12 protein-coding genes are annotated in these 17,127 nt (G+C 57.2%); 4 read left to right on the top strand and 8 right to left on the bottom strand.

Translation table 11 applies throughout. From position 1 onward, the window contains the following. Positions 1–42: 42 nt before the first annotated feature. Complete coding sequence (locus YS110_17825) at positions 43–1,149, bottom strand: ABC transporter substrate-binding protein (GenBank protein UJB66480.1); 1,107 nt, start codon at positions 1,147–1,149, stop codon at positions 43–45. A gap of 32 nt (positions 1,150–1,181) precedes the next feature. Then, positions 1,182–3,548: a TonB-dependent receptor gene (locus YS110_17820; protein UJB66479.1), complete on the bottom strand. Its 2,367-nt coding sequence runs from the start codon at positions 3,546–3,548 to the stop codon at positions 1,182–1,184. A gap of 991 nt (positions 3,549–4,539) precedes the next feature. On the opposite strand from YS110_17820, the gene YS110_17815 reads away from it, so the two are divergent. After that, the gene (locus YS110_17815) at positions 4,540–5,223 is read left to right on the top strand and encodes a hypothetical protein (GenBank protein UJB66478.1); all 684 of its coding nucleotides are present in this window, start codon (positions 4,540–4,542) and stop codon (positions 5,221–5,223) included. Between the two features lie 119 nt (positions 5,224–5,342). Here the strand turns inward: YS110_17815 and YS110_17810 are convergent, their stop codons facing one another. From YS110_17810 to YS110_17790, 5 genes are all read right to left on the bottom strand, one after another. Continuing rightward, positions 5,343–7,022 carry an AAA family ATPase gene (locus YS110_17810; protein ID UJB66477.1) on the bottom strand — a complete coding sequence of 560 codons (1,680 nt, stop codon included), beginning with the start codon at positions 7,020–7,022 and terminating at the stop codon, positions 5,343–5,345. A gap of 851 nt (positions 7,023–7,873) precedes the next feature. Then, positions 7,874–8,326 carry a helix-turn-helix transcriptional regulator gene (locus tag YS110_17805; protein ID UJB66476.1) on the bottom strand — a complete coding sequence of 151 codons (453 nt, stop codon included), beginning with the start codon at positions 8,324–8,326 and terminating at the stop codon, positions 7,874–7,876. Between the two features lie 99 nt (positions 8,327–8,425). After that, positions 8,426–8,737 (bottom strand): HU family DNA-binding protein, encoded by a 312-nt coding sequence (locus tag YS110_17800; protein UJB66475.1) that lies wholly within the window; start codon positions 8,735–8,737, stop codon positions 8,426–8,428. 392 nt (positions 8,738–9,129) lie between these two features. Beyond that, entirely contained in the window at positions 9,130–10,071 is a 942-nt protein-coding gene (locus YS110_17795) for a DUF3800 domain-containing protein (protein ID UJB66474.1), read from the bottom strand. Positions 10,072–10,434: 363 nt separating this feature from the next. Continuing rightward, positions 10,435–11,820 (bottom strand): hypothetical protein, encoded by a 1,386-nt coding sequence (locus YS110_17790; GenBank protein ID UJB66473.1) that lies wholly within the window; start codon positions 11,818–11,820, stop codon positions 10,435–10,437. Between the two features lie 539 nt (positions 11,821–12,359). On the opposite strand from YS110_17790, the gene YS110_17785 reads away from it, so the two are divergent. From YS110_17785 to YS110_17775, 3 genes are all read left to right on the top strand, one after another. Further along, positions 12,360–14,102, top strand: coding sequence for a TniQ family protein (locus YS110_17785; GenBank protein UJB66472.1), 1,743 nt, complete (start codon positions 12,360–12,362; stop codon positions 14,100–14,102). 67 nt (positions 14,103–14,169) lie between these two features. Next, complete coding sequence (locus YS110_17780) at positions 14,170–14,499, top strand: hypothetical protein (GenBank protein ID UJB67510.1); 330 nt, start codon at positions 14,170–14,172, stop codon at positions 14,497–14,499. A 19-nt stretch (positions 14,500–14,518) separates the two neighbouring features. Further along, on the top strand, positions 14,519–15,919 hold the full coding sequence (locus YS110_17775; protein ID UJB66471.1) for a TniQ family protein: 1,401 nt from the start codon (positions 14,519–14,521) through the stop codon (positions 15,917–15,919). Here YS110_17775 and YS110_17770 read toward each other — a convergent pair. Continuing rightward, positions 15,874–17,052, bottom strand: a complete 1,179-nt coding sequence (locus tag YS110_17770) for an AAA family ATPase (GenBank protein UJB67509.1) — start codon at positions 17,050–17,052, stop codon at positions 15,874–15,876. The genes YS110_17775 and YS110_17770 overlap by 46 nt on opposite strands. Positions 17,053–17,127 lie beyond the last annotated feature (75 nt).

Raw genomic sequence — 17,127 nt, 5'->3', positions numbered from 1 at the left:
CTTGGCGGGTTTGGGCGGCGATGCGGCCGATGGCGGTGGCGTTTATTCCGGCCGTGGCTGCGGGCTCTTTGGCCAAACCGCGTCCCGCGCAAAGCGCCGATAACCGGACGACGCACGGTTCTCGCCGATGCGCAGCACCTCGTCGATGTCGTCTTCGCAGGCGTCATAGCTGAAGGCCGTGCGGTAGGCATCGCGCATGGCCGCGCGCAAAGGCTGCCGCAGTTGCGCGGCCGGATTAATCAGCTCGGCCATCCATTGCGCCAGCAACGGCGCTTCTACCGGCCCGCTCATGCGGGCCACGCCGCCAGGCATCCGGTAGACCTGGCGCTGCCTGATCGCCGAGAGCGGCTTGAGCCGAGGGTCGGCATACAGGTCGGCGGGGGCAAGCTGCGCGCCGCTCTTGTAACTGGGGAGAAAAATGAAATCGGGGTCGAGCACGAACAGCGTTTCGACATTGACCGGGCCGTTGCGCTGCGGCAGGCCAGCGCCCGCATCGCGCGCGCCGAGCCAGTCCAGGGTTTGGAGAATGTCCGCACTTTTGACCGGCAGGACGAACTCCGGCGTTGCCATCAGGGCCACCTTCACCGGCCGCGGCGCGGGCGGTATGGAACGGCCGAGCTCGTCCATTGCCCGTGCATGCTGGGCCAGCAAGGTATCGACAGCCCTTGACTTGCCACTGAGCGCGCCGAACAACTGGTATATCGTCCGCATGCCTGCCGTTTCATCGCCCTCGATCCGAACCAGCCCCGGGTAGCGGATTTGCGCCAGGGCGTCGGCAAACCATGACCAGGTCAGCACGAGATCGGGCTGCTCCAGCAAGGTCTGCTCCGCGCCAAGCGGCACCGCGCCGATGCGCGCCTGTGCCATGTTGGTGGTGCGCAAGCCAGGAAACACGCTGCCCAGCAGCGTTGCCTGCGCCTCTTTTTGCAGGTAGCCGGCAATGGCCGTGACATGCCCCTCTTCGCCATCGGCCGTGAGGTAATCCCACAGCACCGGTGGAAAGACCATCACCGAACGAGGCAGGCCGCTGAGCAGCACCGGCTGTCCCTGCATGTCGGTGACTTGCCGCACAGGCCCGGGCAATTCGGGCGTCGGCGGTTGCGGCGGCCGCAGCGCCATCAGGCAGGCGATGGCCGCAATGCCGGCCACTGCAGCGGCACCGCCAAATGACCGCCGCAGCATCAGAATCGTGCGGTGACGCTTAAAGCCAGCGAACGTGGGGCGGTCGCTGCGTTCTGGCCCGCCCACATCCAGTAGCTCTTGTTGGTGAGGTTGGTGGCGCTGAGCCGCAGCGTTATCGGGGTTGCGGCGAACTTCGTCCCATAGCGTAGACCCGCGTCGAACAGGGTGTAGCCTGCCAGCTTGTCCATCTCATAGTTGTCGGCATACGACTTGCCTGTGTAGTACGCGCCGCCTGTTAGCGTCAGGCCGGGGACGGAGGCCACGTCGTATTCAACGGTGAGTTTGGCCATCTGCTGCGCGATGCCCCAGGGCACATAGCCCTTGGTGCTGGGGCTGGCGGCCGTCGCTGCATTGGCCGATACCACTTCCGCCTTCATCAGGGTGAGTCCCCCGAATACGGTCAGCCGTGGCATCGGGCGCCCAACGGCCGTCAGTTCGACGCCGGTGAAGCGCTGCTTCCCGTCGGTCGCAAAGGTATAGGTGCCGTTGCCGTTGTCGAGATAGCGCGTTGATGCCTGGTCTAGGCGAAACAGTGCCCCACCGAGCAACAGGCCGCCGACATCCGCCTTGGCGCCGATCTCGACCTGTTTGCTGACCGTCGGTTCCTGCACGGTGTTTGCGTTGGTAACGGGCAAACCGTTGTAGGTTGTGCCAGCAATGTTGCCCCTGTCGAGCGCTTCGGCGTAGCTCACATAAGTGGACAGCCTGTCGTTGAGTTTGTAGATCAGCGCGCCCGTCGGGGAAATCTTTCCCTTGTCGTACGTATCGCTGCCATCGGGATAGCCTGCTTTGATCTTTGTGTAGCTGAGGCTTGCCAATACCGACCAATTGCCCATACTGAGCTCATTGCCAACCGTATAGGTTTTATAGCGATTGAGATAACTCCATCCCTCAGCCATCGACGTGGTGAACTCCGGTTTGGGGTAAGTGTCGTGGTTGCCCATCGCCGTTGTGCCGAGCGTGAGCGGTGTGATTCGCGTAGCGGCTTCGACTGTCTGATCGTAGTCGTAACCGGCATAAGCTACCGTGAGCTTGTTCCGGGCACCCAGGATGTTCGCGCTGTAATCCAAGTACAGGTATCCGGTATCGACGTCATAGGTTTGTCGCCCACCTGCCCAATATGTCGTTGTGTAGGTTCCATCGCCATTGATCTCGTTATCCGTTGCCAGATATCCCTTGAAGATGCGGTTTTTGCGCTGGTACGCCGCCCGAATGCCAAGGTTCTCGTTGAGGCTCCAGTCGAGCTTGCCACCCAATTTTTCGACGCGGGTGCCAGTCCAGGTCCACGGCTGGGCCCAGTTCCTGTTGACGTCCGGAGCCGAGGGGCGAACCGCGCCCGCAGCCTTGCTCCACGTCATCACATTGCCCGTATTCTCCAAATCGCCATACGAGTAATAGCCCTGCCATGTCATGCCATTGACCGGCTTCCAATTGACGGCGGCGCGAATGAAGGAGCGCTTTTGCCCGCCATCCTTGGAGAGGTCGCCATCCTGAGTCAGGGCGTTGACGCGGTAGGACAGCACCCCGTCGCTGTCGATGTTCCCGCCCAGATCGGCATGGACGAAACGGCTGGAGCCGCCGTAGCTGCCGGCCGTGATGTCGTTGATTCGCTCGTGCGTCGGGTTCTTGTAGACGTAATTGACGCGGCCGCCGGGCTGCGTCGCACCATAGAGGAAGTTCGTTGGCCCCGTGAGCACCTGCATGCGGTCGAGCGCCTCGATGTCGAGGACATCGGTGCCATCGCCAAGCATGCCGTCATCGAGCGCGAAGCGGGAAAACGTGCCGCGCATTACGACAGCACCGAACGTGTAAGACGCTGACGGTCTGACCAACTGGGTCTGGGGATTCATCTTGTAGAGCTGGTCAGGCGTCGCCGTTACGCTGTTCTGGATCAGATCGGCCGACATCACGGTCATCGAATAGGGCGTGTCCAGAATCGGTTTATCGCCCAGTGGGCCGAGAGTCTTGGCCGTCTCGGGCCGATACCCAAGCTCCGCGCTCCCTTCCTGCGGTATCGCCACGGCGTCGCTGGAGACCACCACCTCCTTCAGCACGGATGCGGCCTTCCGGATGACGGCCTTGTTGCCGTCGAAATCCACGCTCAGCCCGCTGCCCTGCAGCAGCTTGCGCAAGGCATCGGCGGGCTCCAGCGTGCCGAGGACGGCGGGCGCGGTCTTGCCTTCGAGCAGCGCGGCGTTGCCGCCGATGGACAGCCCCGATTGGCGCGAAAGCTGCTGGATCGAGGTGCTCAGCGGCTGGGCTGGCAGATCGATGGCCAGGGGCGCTGCCTGGGCCCATGCGGCCACCAGCGAAAGCATGGCCGCCGCAATGGGGCGGATAGGAGAGATGAAGCGCGAGGAAGGCATGGCGGGTTCCAGTCAAGAGATGCAGATGTGTTCACCTGTACTTGACGGTACAGCGCCTGAAACTACTCAAAAATTCTTTAGTCCGACCCGAAAAACCTGCAAACCGTTGATCTGACCCGTAGTTCTGCTGCTTGAAGGGCGCAGGATTTGCAAGACGAGCAGATCAACATGCGCCCCCGCTGGTACGCTTGGCGGGCTTGATGGACTGGGGGCAGATCGAGCGGCACTTCGCCAGCCACGTCACCTCGGGCCGTGGCCGCCCGGCCTTGGCGCCGCGCTTGGTCGATCGATTTGCGCCGGTGGCGGCAATGCAGCGTGAACGGTCTGTCGCCTGACGGCTGATTCAATGCATCAGCGCGACAAATCTGAGAGCCCCGTCAGCGGTCGTTCGCGTCGGCCAGCAATCGACCCTGAGCAGCTGATCAGATAAAAGCCGTCATTCAATAAGTCCGCCGAACTCCCATTCCCATGGGTTTCCTCGGTGCGCAGACTATACTGCTTGTAGAACTTTTCGCGCCAATTTAGTCCGCACGCCCTAGATATGACCTGTGGGTTGGCGCGGTCTACATTACGTTATATCAAAGGAGATCGAGTGGTTCATAAATTATCACAGGCACGCAGAAATGTGCTTGTTCAATTGGAAAGCATTTTGGGCAGTGAGTGCTACAACGCAAGCATTCAGAACTATGGGCCAGGCGGCATCCGAGAGGCTGATGGTCGCGCTTTTCGTTATCCACTCGTAGTTCGAATAAATGATCAAGAAAAACAAAAAATTCGAGATTACTGTGTGCCAGATGAGATCTCTGACGAGGCGCTTCGTAGTGGATATTACTCATTTGGTGCAAACCAACTCGATGTAATGACAGCTCTTGAAAGGATGCTACGGCATCTGGAAGAGCATCATGGCTTGGTAATCAAATAAAGTCACCAACAGTTCCTCCCAGCGGACTGCCTTCGGCAGCTCATGAAATCTGGAGTTAGGCCACTCGAAATGTCCATCAAAATTTCCATGCGTCATTACTTGTCGATAGGGCACCTTTCGGCAGCCGTATTATTTGCGGACCAGTGCAAAGAATCTGAATCAACGGCTCAAACGACGCCGCTTGACAGCCCCCAGCGTAGACAGCACAACGCTTGTGCAATCTCGTCTTTGATCGTCTCTGCTGCCTTCCTCGAAGCAACGATCAATGAAATATTCTCAGACTGCTCCGATGCTCACAGCAACGAACAGATTACCTCTTTGCCTGCCAGAGCTCTAATGGCAAGCTTGTGGAAGAAAGGCATTCCTCGGACGGCCTCGTACTCAATTATTGAGAAATACGAAATAGCACTTGAATTAAACAGCAAACCTGCATTTAACGCTGGGACGAGCCCTTATCAAGATGTCAAACTATTGATCGAATTGCGCAATGCACTCATTCACTACGAGCCGGAAACAATAGTTGGCTTCAGCGGGCACGAGACACCACAACAGCACAAATTTGAAAAGCGCCTCAAAGGAAAATTTCCCATCAACCCGCTAACAGGCCTGGGTAACCCGTTCTATCCAGACAAAGTCCTCGGTGCAGGTTGTGCCCAATGGGCGGTAAGAGCTGCAGTCGCGTTCACTGACGACTTTTTTCAAAGGCTCGGCGTTATTCCCACTTATGAGCATGTCCGCTCGACATATCTGTGAGCCCTTCGTCCGTGTGTAGCCAGTTAACCAGCACTGGAGCACAAAGTGCGGAGGGCACCACTATGAACCATCAAAATCGCGTAGCGATGGCTCATAGTGCGTCCGCGTTGAACCGATAGTTAGGCTGCACCTAGGGCCGTCGCCTTCTTTGCCAGGCAGGAGTCGAGAGCTGAGAGCACCTCGATAAATCGACTGGCCCAATCGAGATCCGTGGCTTGCTCGGCACGCTCAATGAGAGCATTACGAAGCTGTACTTTGCTGCTTTCGCTCTTTAGCGTGAAAGGCTGGAGTGAGCCTGCAACGTCTACAGAGTACTCCGAAAACCAACTGGAATGTTGATCGTGCAGATCCTTGATCCAGTTGTGAGGAAACAAACCTTCGAGTGCGAACCCATTGTGTAGGGAGATGAACTCTGAGTTTGCATGGAACTGAATTTGATGCTGGCCAAAGTACTGTTGCAAGTTTGTTCTTGTCTTGTTACCAGCGGAGTCGCCATCAATTAAAACGACAACAGCCCGTTCCTTATGGATGTACGCGTAGGTTGCCTTGAGGAATCCTTCCAACCCGGAGATTCCCGTAAAGTCGAGAAACTCACACTTTCGTGCATGAGACCAAACATAGGCGCCATCTTCCGTTGGCGTGATCTTGCCTAATGCCCAATTGAGAACCTCTCGGTCTGACTTTCCTTCAACGAAGCAATTGAGAGTGCCGAGGTTGTAGTAGTCACTAAATTTAACTCCCAAGGCACTGCGAATGTGCGCTGTCGCTTCGAAGTAGGTCTTATATGTTGTGACTTTTGTTCGTCCATGCTCGTCTAGAGATGTACCGACTACTTGCCGCGGATCGCTCGGAACAAAGCCAAGAGAGTGGGTAGTGGTAATCAGGAGCGACTCACTGCGGAGTTGCTCCAGCATGCTACTGCACGGGCCTGCTAACTCCGGATGAAGGTATGACTCCGGTTCCTCAACAAGCCAGATAGTAGACTTGTTCAGTTTGGATTCCTCACGTGTGATCCATAAGAACGAAGACAAGATCGACGCAGCCTGAATGCCCATCCCCTTTCTGTCAATTGATGTAGTGTGTGGATCGGCCAGCTTGAAGTCAAAGTACGATAGGAGTTGCTCAAGTGAGTTGTTGGGCAGAGTGAAAGAGGACTTAATCTTGGGAAGACCAGCAAGCTTTAGTTGTTCATCAAGATGGCTGGCGATATCTGCTAACCGTGCATCAATCTCTGTCAGCTTGTCCTGCAAAAGGCCTGAGATAGACCGACGGACAAAAGGAAGAAGGAGCGATGCGTAAAGATCGGAGATGCTCTTTGATGATGGGACGTAATGACAGACGAACTTTTCAAATAGAGCTGTTAGCGTCTGGATCTGTTTGCGCGAGAACTGAGCTTTGAGGCTTGCCTTAATCGTTTCGTTGGAGAAAAACTTATAGACTGGTGTTCCTGTTTTTGTGAAGTACAGATATAGAGAGATATCGGATTTGATTTCCTTCGGAGTCTCTAGCATTTGGCTGAGATCGCTGTAGAGACCAAAGAAGTCGGCATCGGTATCTTCTGATCCCACGAAAGTTGCGATCATGCCCGTTTGGGCAGTTGACTCGCCGAATGTGAGATCGTGATCTGCGTCGTATCCGTGCTGATTGTCAACGCCCGTGAAGAGCATCTCCACTGCGCGAAGCAAATTTGTCTTGCCTGTGCTGTTTGGGCCGACGATTGTCAAGCCATGCTCTAAGTCAAGTGACTGCTCGGCCCCGACCGTTCGGAAGTTGCGGATTCGAATGTTCTTGAGTTTCACAGTGCAGGTATGGTTGGTTTATGCGGCCTAATGAACTAGGTAAGCGACACGTAGCATGCGGGTCAGCTTGAGCACCGAGTAGGCTGCGGTTTCTCCGCTTCGCTTATTGCGGATGTAGGAACATGTCATGTGGCCCAGATAAATGAGGCAATGAGCGACGAACCGACTCTAAGAGCAAAGCCAAGCCCGCACAAAGTTCTCAGGGGCCTAAGCACCGCAAGCGGCTTGCAGCCCAGCGCTGGGCAAACACGCTGTGCATAAAAGCGGCACCAAATCAGCCATGAACCTGCCGCCCTCCCATATTGCGTGCCACACAGTTGCCGGATCAGATCCGCGAGCAAAGTCGTTACAAACAGTATACCCAGACACCGAGGTTGCCTATGTGCAATAGGTGCGGAGTTCGTTAAATGACGGCTTCGCGGCTTTCGTTTGACTGGCGGCTCAGGGTCGATTGCTGGCCGACACGAACGACCGCTGATGGGTACCTCAGGTTTGTCGCGCTGCCCCATCAAGTCTGCCGTCCGGCGATAGACCGCTCACAACCTCTTGCAGTCATCGCAACATCTAGCTGCAGCTCGAGCCACAAGAACCTCTCGCAAGAACCAAAGAAAAGAGCGCTCAAAGTGAGCGCTCTTTTTATATGGCAAAAATAGCTACTATTCCCGGCAAATAAAGTCGTAAACAGCAGCCTATCATTGATGCGGCTTCCAAGCTACCCGGCCTCATCACGCTCACACCTAAAGTCGTAAACAGCAACATCGTGACGAACAGCGGTCGAATTCAACGGTAACCACAACCTATCCAACGATGGGCAGGGTTGGTCTACCGGATCAGGGGCCGTCCAGTGCGCATCAGGCCTGCAGTTTTTTCAACGCCTCCCGCTTCCCCATCTTCAACACCGCCTGAATGCGCTCGAGCTGCGCCGCCCGCGGCATCGCCTTCCCGCGCTCCCACCGGGCCACGGAGAGCGCCGAGGCCTCCAGCAGCACCGCCATGGCCTGTTGCGTTAGGCTCAATTGCTCACGCTTGGTTGCCAACGCTTCGGCCTTGAACTGGAATCGGCGTCCCCTGCGCGTAGGAGCCTCGGTGGTTTGGGTCTGCGCTATATCCGGAGCGGCCTGACAGGCTGCGGCCTTGTTCAGCCCCTTCACCTGCGACACCAGGTCCTTCACATCCCGCTTGAGTGCCGCAATCTCGGACCGCTGCGTCGTGAGGATCTTGCGCAGGTTGCCCAGTTCGCCCTTGATCTCCTTGCGCGCCATGCGCATGACTTCGGCCCGGAATGCGTCGGAGAAAGCTGTCATCGTTGAACCCAGTCTGTGGAAGATGTGGAGCGTATCGCCCCCAACAAAAAGCCGCCCGGAGCCAAGGCGTACGGGCGGCTTGCAGGTTGGTCTGGCGGCTTATTTGCCAGCCTTCTCGGCCTTGCGCTTGGCAGCCTTGGGGTCTACCACGGCCTTGAACTTAGCGCCAGCCACGAACTTGGGCACCGTGGATGCAGGGATCTTGATGGCGGCGCCCGTAGAGGGGTTCTTGCCGGTGCGCGCGGCGCGTTTGGCGGACTTGAACGTGCCGAAGCCGACCAGTTGCACCGCATCGCCCTTCTTCACGGCGGTCTGGATGGTTTCGATCAGCGTGTCGAGCACGGCGTTGGCGGCCGTCTTGGAGAGGTCGTTCTCGGCGGCAAGGGTTGCAACGAGGTCGGTGCGGTTCATGGTGTGTGTGTCTGTGAGAAGCAGTGCATTTTGCTTTATAGCGGATGTGCACGCTCAAGTAATGCCCACCCGAAAGGTTGCTTGCCGCGACCACCGTGCCCCACTCCTATCGGCCATGAACGATCTATCGATTGCAGGCCATCTGACGGCTTCAGGCTGATCTGTGTCATTCACGGTCCAGTGTCTGAACGGCAGCAACCGCCCACACCGGTCGTTGAACGCTACCTGTCCCGAACGGCCGCATCACCCTCGGAACCGGCCGCTCGACTGCTGTCCGGCCCGTTCGGGACCGAAGAGTTCAGCACCAGTCTGAAGCTGAAGTGCACTACTGCTGCCGTTGAACAGCAATGAAGGGCTTTCGCGAAAAGTACGCCGTCCTCGACGCATCCAAATTAGCGTGTTGGGATGCCGCTAAGGAGGCGGTCGATGATGGCATGCTTGGCGCCAGTAAGAAACTTAAACTTGTCTGCGATGGGTAATATCGTCGAGTTGAACTGCAGACCAGCCTCTCTAGGCTTGATCGTCAAGTGCGGTTTCTGATCGACCATCAGCGTACCGAGTGCTGTCGCCACCGTTTCCGGATCATCCCAATGTCCACGCAGGCAGCGTCTGAATGCGTTTGAAAGAATGTCAACTGCGATAAGGCCTGGCAGTGATTTGGATTCGTAAAATCCGAAGTTGCCAAACACTTTTCGGGGAAAGAAGCCCGAACAGTCAGGGGCGCCATTGCTTTCGTAGAAGGGCTTGATATTCATACTCTGCGAGGGGGCGATGACATGGGTGAAGTTATTCCCGTATCCTGCAATAAAGTCGTTGATCTTGGAGGAAACAAATTTCTCGACAATATCTTTCTCGTCAATCATCCACTTGAAGGCTTGCAGCGAGAGGGGATCGGTTCGCGAGAAATGCAAGACGCTGCCCCACAACGCAGCGTTGAGCAAATCCAGGAGTACGTTTGACTGAATGTAGTTTTGCAAGGTCTTCGAGCTGAAGATGCTCTTACCTTCCTCTAGCAATTCGCGGTCGATTCCAGCAACTTTCTCGAAGAGATGCTTCTGGGTCTCGTCTAGAAAGACCACGCCGGGGACGAAAACGAGATTACAAAGCTTGAGCTGCTCTACGAAGCAAATCAGTTGTTCATCGCTCCTAAAGCATGTTCCTTTCGGCTCAGCGCCCTCCGCCAACCCAAGTTGGGCGGGCAAGCCTTCAACAACCAATTTAAGTCGCTCCAGATTCTGCTCAGCGATCGCTAATGCGCCAACGACGCTCCACGGATTATTGTCAGTCGGCGCAGTCTTGAAGATGCCAGATTCGTCAATGAAAATTTGTGTCATGGCTTAGCCTAGCATGTGAACGGAGGCTGAAGACTCTCGCAGGGCGGCAGGGTCACTCTGGTCATCGGGACTGAACGCCAGTCGGCCAATCTAGTAAGAGAAGTGCTCAGGCAACAACCATCTGACCATCCAACCATCCAGGTCCTTGACGCGCTGGATCAAATCGACAATACGCGCACTGTGGTGGTAGTCCACCAACTGCTCGGTGGCCGCATTGCCGGGAGCCGTCGTCAGATACCGCTTTGAAGCTGGTCGCTGGGATCTCATGCGTTAGCCCTGTCGACCGAGCGGCCAATGCGTCTATGGGGCTCCGCAAAGTCCCACCGCCGACCTTGAGCATATGCGTGTAGATCATGGTGGTGGCTATATCGGCTTGACCGCAACGTATGTCGTACTCTCGATCCCGCTCAGGATCTGTTTGGTCCGGCCCAGCTTCTCCGCTTCAGCTTGCATCTCATCAGTCCAGATATTTCGCTTGTACAAGCGGAAAACTCTCGATGTTCGCGAATCCTTTGCGTTGGGCATTGCGATGCCGAACGCGGTGCGCGCGTTGGGAAATTTGCTCATAGCGACCACGATGTAGTCCACCAGTTCGCTTCCCACACGCTTTTCTAGATCGTCATCTGAAACGCTGCTGTCCACCACGGGATAGATCAGCCAGAGATAGAGCACGCCCGGCTGATCTCTCGACTCAATCACCACGCTCCAGAATGTGCCGGGGCTTTCGTTTAGCACGTCAACGACGCCCAGCCCGATCAGCATACGTGCCATCCTCGACTCGGCTGCGAGCAATTGGAACGCGGCCGCATGGTAAGCCAGGTCGGAGGCTCGATCACTGCTGATCCGCCCTAACCTGTACTCTGAAGCTAACTGTTCGACGACATCGTCGATGACGTAAGACGGGGCAAGTTGCTTGCGCCGGTCGGCAAATGACGCGCTGGCTTGCAGTGCTGCCCAGAGGCCAGGTGCCACACTCTTAGGGCCATGTTCAGGGCCTTCAACCAATGAGCTCAAAGAGGCGCTTCCGTCGGGGCGGCGCCCCATCATGTACACAGCGATTAGATCCTCCTCGCCAGACATGAATACACGCCCACCGGAAAAAAGGGTCTGCTTCTCGCTCAGGTATCTGACCAAGTCGGCGGTTGTGTCGAAGCATTCAAACATCGCGTCCAACGCCGTTCGATTGACGACATGCACGAAAACGCCATCGAATCGCACGCCGACGGTCAGTAGCGCCTTGTCATCGATGACACTGGAGTCGACCGCAAGGCTGGGCGTTCCGTATTGAGCGGCGCTAGCTTGTTCAGATCCGTGTGCGACGGCGACCAAGTGGTAGCGAGCCTTGGTCGGGTCAGGAAATTCCAATGGGAAGGGCGACGAGACTTTTGCATCAAGGTGGATGGAATCCGGTCGGTTTTTGATGGTCTTCAGCGCACCTAGAACCTGAGTCACGCTCGCGCCCACCGCTTTACGGTACCAACGTGACCAAGCTGTCGCTGAGTTTTTGTCTTCCGCGTAACCGATCGCCTTGTCGGAGATGATGATCACGTCTTGCCCGAAAACGATCAGCAGGTCGCATAGTTCCTTGCCTTTCTTGTAGAACGGGTTTTGATACGACCACATCGACATGAAGGTCCGGCGCGACAACTCGGCAAGTCGAGCTTCTGATTCGTTCACGCTCATCATGTCCCTCCCATCCTCAGCGCCGTTGTAGATCGCGCATTTGATCATGCTGCGGGGCTGGTTCATCGAGTGGGCTGCTCAGCCATTAGCGAAGCTATCTCTGAGTATCTGCAAATGCCTCAATTGACGACTTGTTCGCGGCAGCGGCATTGCTTACTACATCGTTGGCCAGTCTATGCCGGGCGGCGGGAGGGACTTGCAGCTTTCGGGGGGCGAGTTTGAGGAAGTGATAGGCCACAGCCGTTGCACCGCAGACATGGGTCGACGAGGCTCGAACGGCAGCGGTGGGTCGGAAGCGTCTGTTTAGCGGTGCAGGTAACAGACATCCGATGAGGCTGAGTTCGACGCTGCCTGCGTGAGCTGCAGCGAATGGCTGCTCCAGCCCGCTGACCGGTCGCTCAGGCCATGTGCTCCAGCTCCCACACCGATGACCGGAGTGAGCCCATCACCGAGCGCAGGATGAACGACGCCGACCGACCGAGAGCGCTGCATTGCAGACATCGGTAGGGTTCACTGGTACTGGACGGTCGCACCGGCAGTGCTTGTGCCGAAAGTCGCCATAGAAGCGTCTTGCGAGTTGATGTCCAACGGCATAGCCTTGCTCCATGCCAGAAACGGACAGTCTTTTTGCCGACTACCAGCTACTGTCATGGCTGCCTGACGAGACCTTCTTCAGCCTTGTCAGCCGCCATCACCAGCTTTGGGGACACCCCATCGCAGCGCAAACCTGCCAGCTGATCTTCAGCAGTGCACGCGCCGGTACGCACCATGATCTGCCCAACAGCCTGAGTGTTTTCGTGCAGCGAACAAATGCAATGCTTGGCGATGCCAGTTCCATCGCGAAGGAGCGGACGTTGCTGAAGTTCTACGCAGCCTTCGTCCCGACAGCCGAGACAGAAAATGCAGTTGCGTGCATGTCGAGCCCCAGCGTGGCGCATCTGAAGTTGCGCCTGGGCATTCTCACAAGCCGCTTTCGCGCCAATCATCCCCTCAAAGCCTGCCCCGAGTGCATTGAGCAAGACCTGCGCGAAACGGGGTGGACCTATTGGCATCTGAAGCACCAGCTCCCGGGTGTATGGACCTGCACAAAACACCAGCAACTGCTGCTTCAATCTGCTCTCAAGGCAAACGGGGTGGAGCGCTTTCAATGGCTTCTGCCACGCTTGAGCGAAATGCATTCTGCAGGCTTGGAGCACGGTGACGTGTCCTCGCGATTCGTGCTGCTGAGCCTGGCCGAGCTCGTTGAACACCTCGTGCAATCAAGAGCGCACCAACCTTTGCTACAGGGAGCGCTTCACGAGGTATACCGTGTAGAGCTACGGCGGCGTGGATGGCTCACTGCAGCAGGTAATCTGCGCATGGCCCAGATCGCAAAAGCCTTCCTCGGCCACTGCACGCTGCTCAGGCATATCCCGGAATTCGTGGCACTGCCTGAAGACGAAGCAAGTATGGAGACGCAGTTGGGCCGCTTGCTGCGGCCGCCTCGCTCTGGCACTCATCCGCTGAGGCATCTGTTGCTCATTCATTGGCTGTTCGGCGATGCCCAGCACTTTGAGCGTGCAATGGGATCCCCAGGAACCAACTGCCAAGCACCCCCGCAGGACAACGCTCTTCCCACATCGCCTGTCGTTGATCCGCGAATAGACCACCTGTGCCGCCTTGTCAGTAAGGAGGGGCATTCGGTGCGCGAGGCAGCAAACCTGGTCGGTATTGACCCTCAAACAGCGCTCGTTTGGGCTGCAAGGGGCGGGATAGAGGTATCACGCCGTCCCCAGAAGCTGTCGAATGACATTCGCGCCAGAGCGATCCTGGGCTTGCGCAACGGCGCTGACAAAGCGCACGTGGCTGCACGGGCAGGCGTCTCCATCGGGACCATCACTCGGCTGCTGCTTTGTGATTCAAAGCTGCATGCAGACTGGTCTGCGGCGCGAAACACAAAGGCGAGAGCCCATTCCAGGTCTATATGGCTCCAGCTTCTGCAGTCCTCCGGAAGTCTGGGCATCAAATGGATGCGCCAATTAGACCCGCGCACCTACACCTGGCTCTATCGGAATGACCGCGCTTGGCTGGATGCACACAAGCCGGATCCTCTGCCTGCTGTGCAACGGCCAAGGCCCCCTGTAGTTGATTGGGATGCCAGAGACGAGCGACTACGTGGCTTGGTGCATGAGGTAGCTCTGAGACTTATGGAGACGCAGGGCATACGGCGCATCCGCTTCTGGCAACTGTGCCAGCAGATACCAGACCTCCGAGCAAAGCAGGCGTCCCTGCACCGATTACCCCGAACGCTAGAGGCCATCCAGGTGGCGCTGGCTGCACGTCCGCCCTCCCAGGACCTTTTTCGCTGATGCAAACGCATGTCTAACGTAAGTTTGCGGCTTGATATGTATATATGTATTGACGTATGCTTAATGCATTATGGAATCAGAAGTGAAGGCGCGTGCAGCCAATGCGCGCCGCATCTGTTTGGCCCACGGAATCGCCCAGGCCGATATCGCCGCTCATGTGGGAGCCAGTCAATCGCAGGTCAGCCGCATCCTCAAGGGAAAGGGCATCAGAGCTTCCCGGTTGTTTGAAGAGGTGTGCCTTTTTGCGGAGCGCTTCGAGGGCGGTATCAGTGCCGATGCCGTGCGTAGCAATCGCGAGTTGATCGAGGCACTTCAAGCCACATGGGATGGGTCCGCATCGCATGCCAAGGCCCTGGCCTCCGTGATTCGGTCTTTGGCGATTCTCAAACCCGCTTGACCTCAACAGAAGGTAGCCGATGAACATGCTTGTGCAGCCAGCCCCTTTGCCAGAGGAAATGGACCGAGGCTACCTGGGGCGGATCATGCGGATCAATGGGTACAGGTCGCCGAAGGAGATGGTCGAGGCGATTGCTGCGCACTTTGGCGAGGAAGGCCGAACACGCCGTGAATTGACGACGCACGAGCTTCTCAGCTGCATGGCTGGGATGACTACAGAGCACTTTGCGCAGCGCCACACGACCCTGCCATTGCGCAGAGGGGTTACTTCCTACTTTCCTGCGCTCGTGCATGGCAGTACCGAGAGAAGAAGTCTGCTGTGCATAAGCGGGACTCTCCGAAAGTACCCCGCGGCCTTCTTCTGCAAGGAGTGTGTCGAGGCAGACGTTAAATTTCATGGGGCCAGTTACTGGCGCAGGGACTTGCAGACGCCGGGCCAGATGTGGTGTCCCAAGCACATGAAGCCGTTGCACTTTGTCGCGGCAGCAGATCCCTTCGCTGCATCCCCATCCATGTTTATGGAGGTAGCAGATCAGATCCCTGAAGAGTGGATGAAGCCCGCCATTGGCAATGCCTATGTGGAGCGATACCTAGAGCTGGTTGCCGCACTCTACGATAGAACTACCCCTTTGAGCGTTGAGCTCATTGCGCCCTTACTCCGGGATACAGGAAGCGCGCAGGGTTTCAAGTCAAACGCTGCGTCTAAGCAGGGGACGCTGATCAGCGACCGCGTGAAGGAACTGCTTCCCGAAGAGTGGCTGAGCACCGTGTTTCACGAAGTGGTCTCAAAAGCTCCGGGTGTGTATCTCCACCAAGTGGATGGGGCGCTCTATTTGCGCAAGTCGGCATCGTCCGTGATTGCCTACCTGCTGGTGTTGTCTGTGCTATTCGAGAGCGCCGACCAAGCCATCAATGCACTGGTGGATGCTTGCAATGGAAAGGTCGTGCCTGCCTTGCGCCCACGATTGGCGCAACGCCGTGTTCCCGGCATGGATGAGCTCCTGGCGCAGTATGCCGATTCGAAAGGGGTACATGCGGAGGTTGCCCGGCAGCTAGAGCTGCCCGTTCATACCGTTCGAAAGACGCTGTGTGATCTTGGCTTGCCTAGCCTGCCTGAGTGTGATGTGAACTCGGAAGTTGGCGCTGTAGCCGCTTTGAGGGCCTACTATCTGGGCAAGCGCTCCTACACCTCATGTCTGGAAATCTCAGGTATGACAGAAGCACGGTTCGATACGCTTATGCGTCAGTGTGGGCCGAAGCTGGCTATCGCCCTTGACCAGATGAGTTCGAAGATCAGAAACCGACCAAGGGCGCGGCAAGCGAAAGGGCTGCTGCCTCCCCGAGAGCATGGCGCCGCAGCAGCGCTCGCCACAGATCAGCTCCGGGAGACACTGCTCCAGAACTGCGCCCAAAAGCTGTGATCTTGGGGCGAGAGATCTTCGTACATGGCAAGCCGTCCTGGATCATTGCTGTGTAAAGCCACAACGGCCGGAGCCACTGGTGCAAGAAACGTGTCCGCGGCAATCTTGAAGTCATCCAGGCGAAGGTCGTCATCACTGCGCTCGAAAGCCACCCGGTGTGCTGCGATCCACAACGCGATGATCAAGCGTTGCACGCCAGCAGTTTTCTCGAGGATGAGGTCGCTCAACGCCTCTGTGATCGGGAGAGGGCGAGCAACGAATTGGTAAGCTCCCAGCCTTGGCAGAAAGTGCTTCCGGAACGCCTCGTCGTTGTCTGCCCAGAAGTGTTTGAAGGCGTGATAGCCCGATGTGACGATCCGCTCCGCGTTGCTCAGGCGCTTGGTCAGTGCACCGAAGCCATCTGGTGTGCCTGACACCAGCAGCGGAATCTGCCACTCGTTCAGCGCAGTGAGGATCCACTTGAGAGACTGATCCTCGATGATGCGCAGCTCTGGTAGCGGCTCGCCTAACTTGCGTTTCCTTCGGCTACCCAGGGTCGGTAGTTTGAAGAAATTCTGAACTTCGTCCAGATGCAGAAGACCGAGGAAATGAGCGGACGCCACTTGGCGCCACTCATCGAGCATTTGCGCGCCATTGCGCCACTCTCCAGAAAGCGTCTTGTCGAAGCGAGTGCTGCCGGTCGTCTTTTTCCACGCTGTCATAAGCGCTGCTGCCAGATCGGTGGCCTTGCCTCCCGCAGGTACATCCAGTGAAAGCCACACCACCTGCTGCAACCCGTTGACCATCCGGAAAAATGATGTGTGCTGGACGATCTGAGGAAAGGTGTTGAGGCAACGGCGGATCGCCTGTGTTTTGCCAGATCCTGAAACCCCCGCGACTGCCGCACCGAACGTCGGTGCGGTCACAGGTAGCCTGTAGCGGGCATCCTCACCGCTGATCATGCTCCATGTACTAGAGGCCGACGGATGCAGGTGGCGGTAGTTTTGCCGGATCATCAAATCCATCGTCTCGTACAGCTGGCATTCCTCCACGCTGGGCACATGAAAATCTCGCACGCACATCAGCATGTGCAAGCGGATGTGGTGCGGAACGGACGCAATGTCTTTGGGTGGGCGGGGTGGGAGTTCCACCAAAAGCTTGGCCGCTTCGGGACGAGAGCGGATGGGGCCGAGTTGTGCGATGAGGGGGTTGCCAACGTATGGGTCGTG

Source organism: Acidovorax sp. YS12 (assembly GCA_021496925.1).
Taxonomy (GTDB): Bacteria; Pseudomonadota; Gammaproteobacteria; order Burkholderiales; family Burkholderiaceae_C; genus Paenacidovorax.
This window is presented reverse-complemented; position numbering and strand designations above follow the sequence as displayed.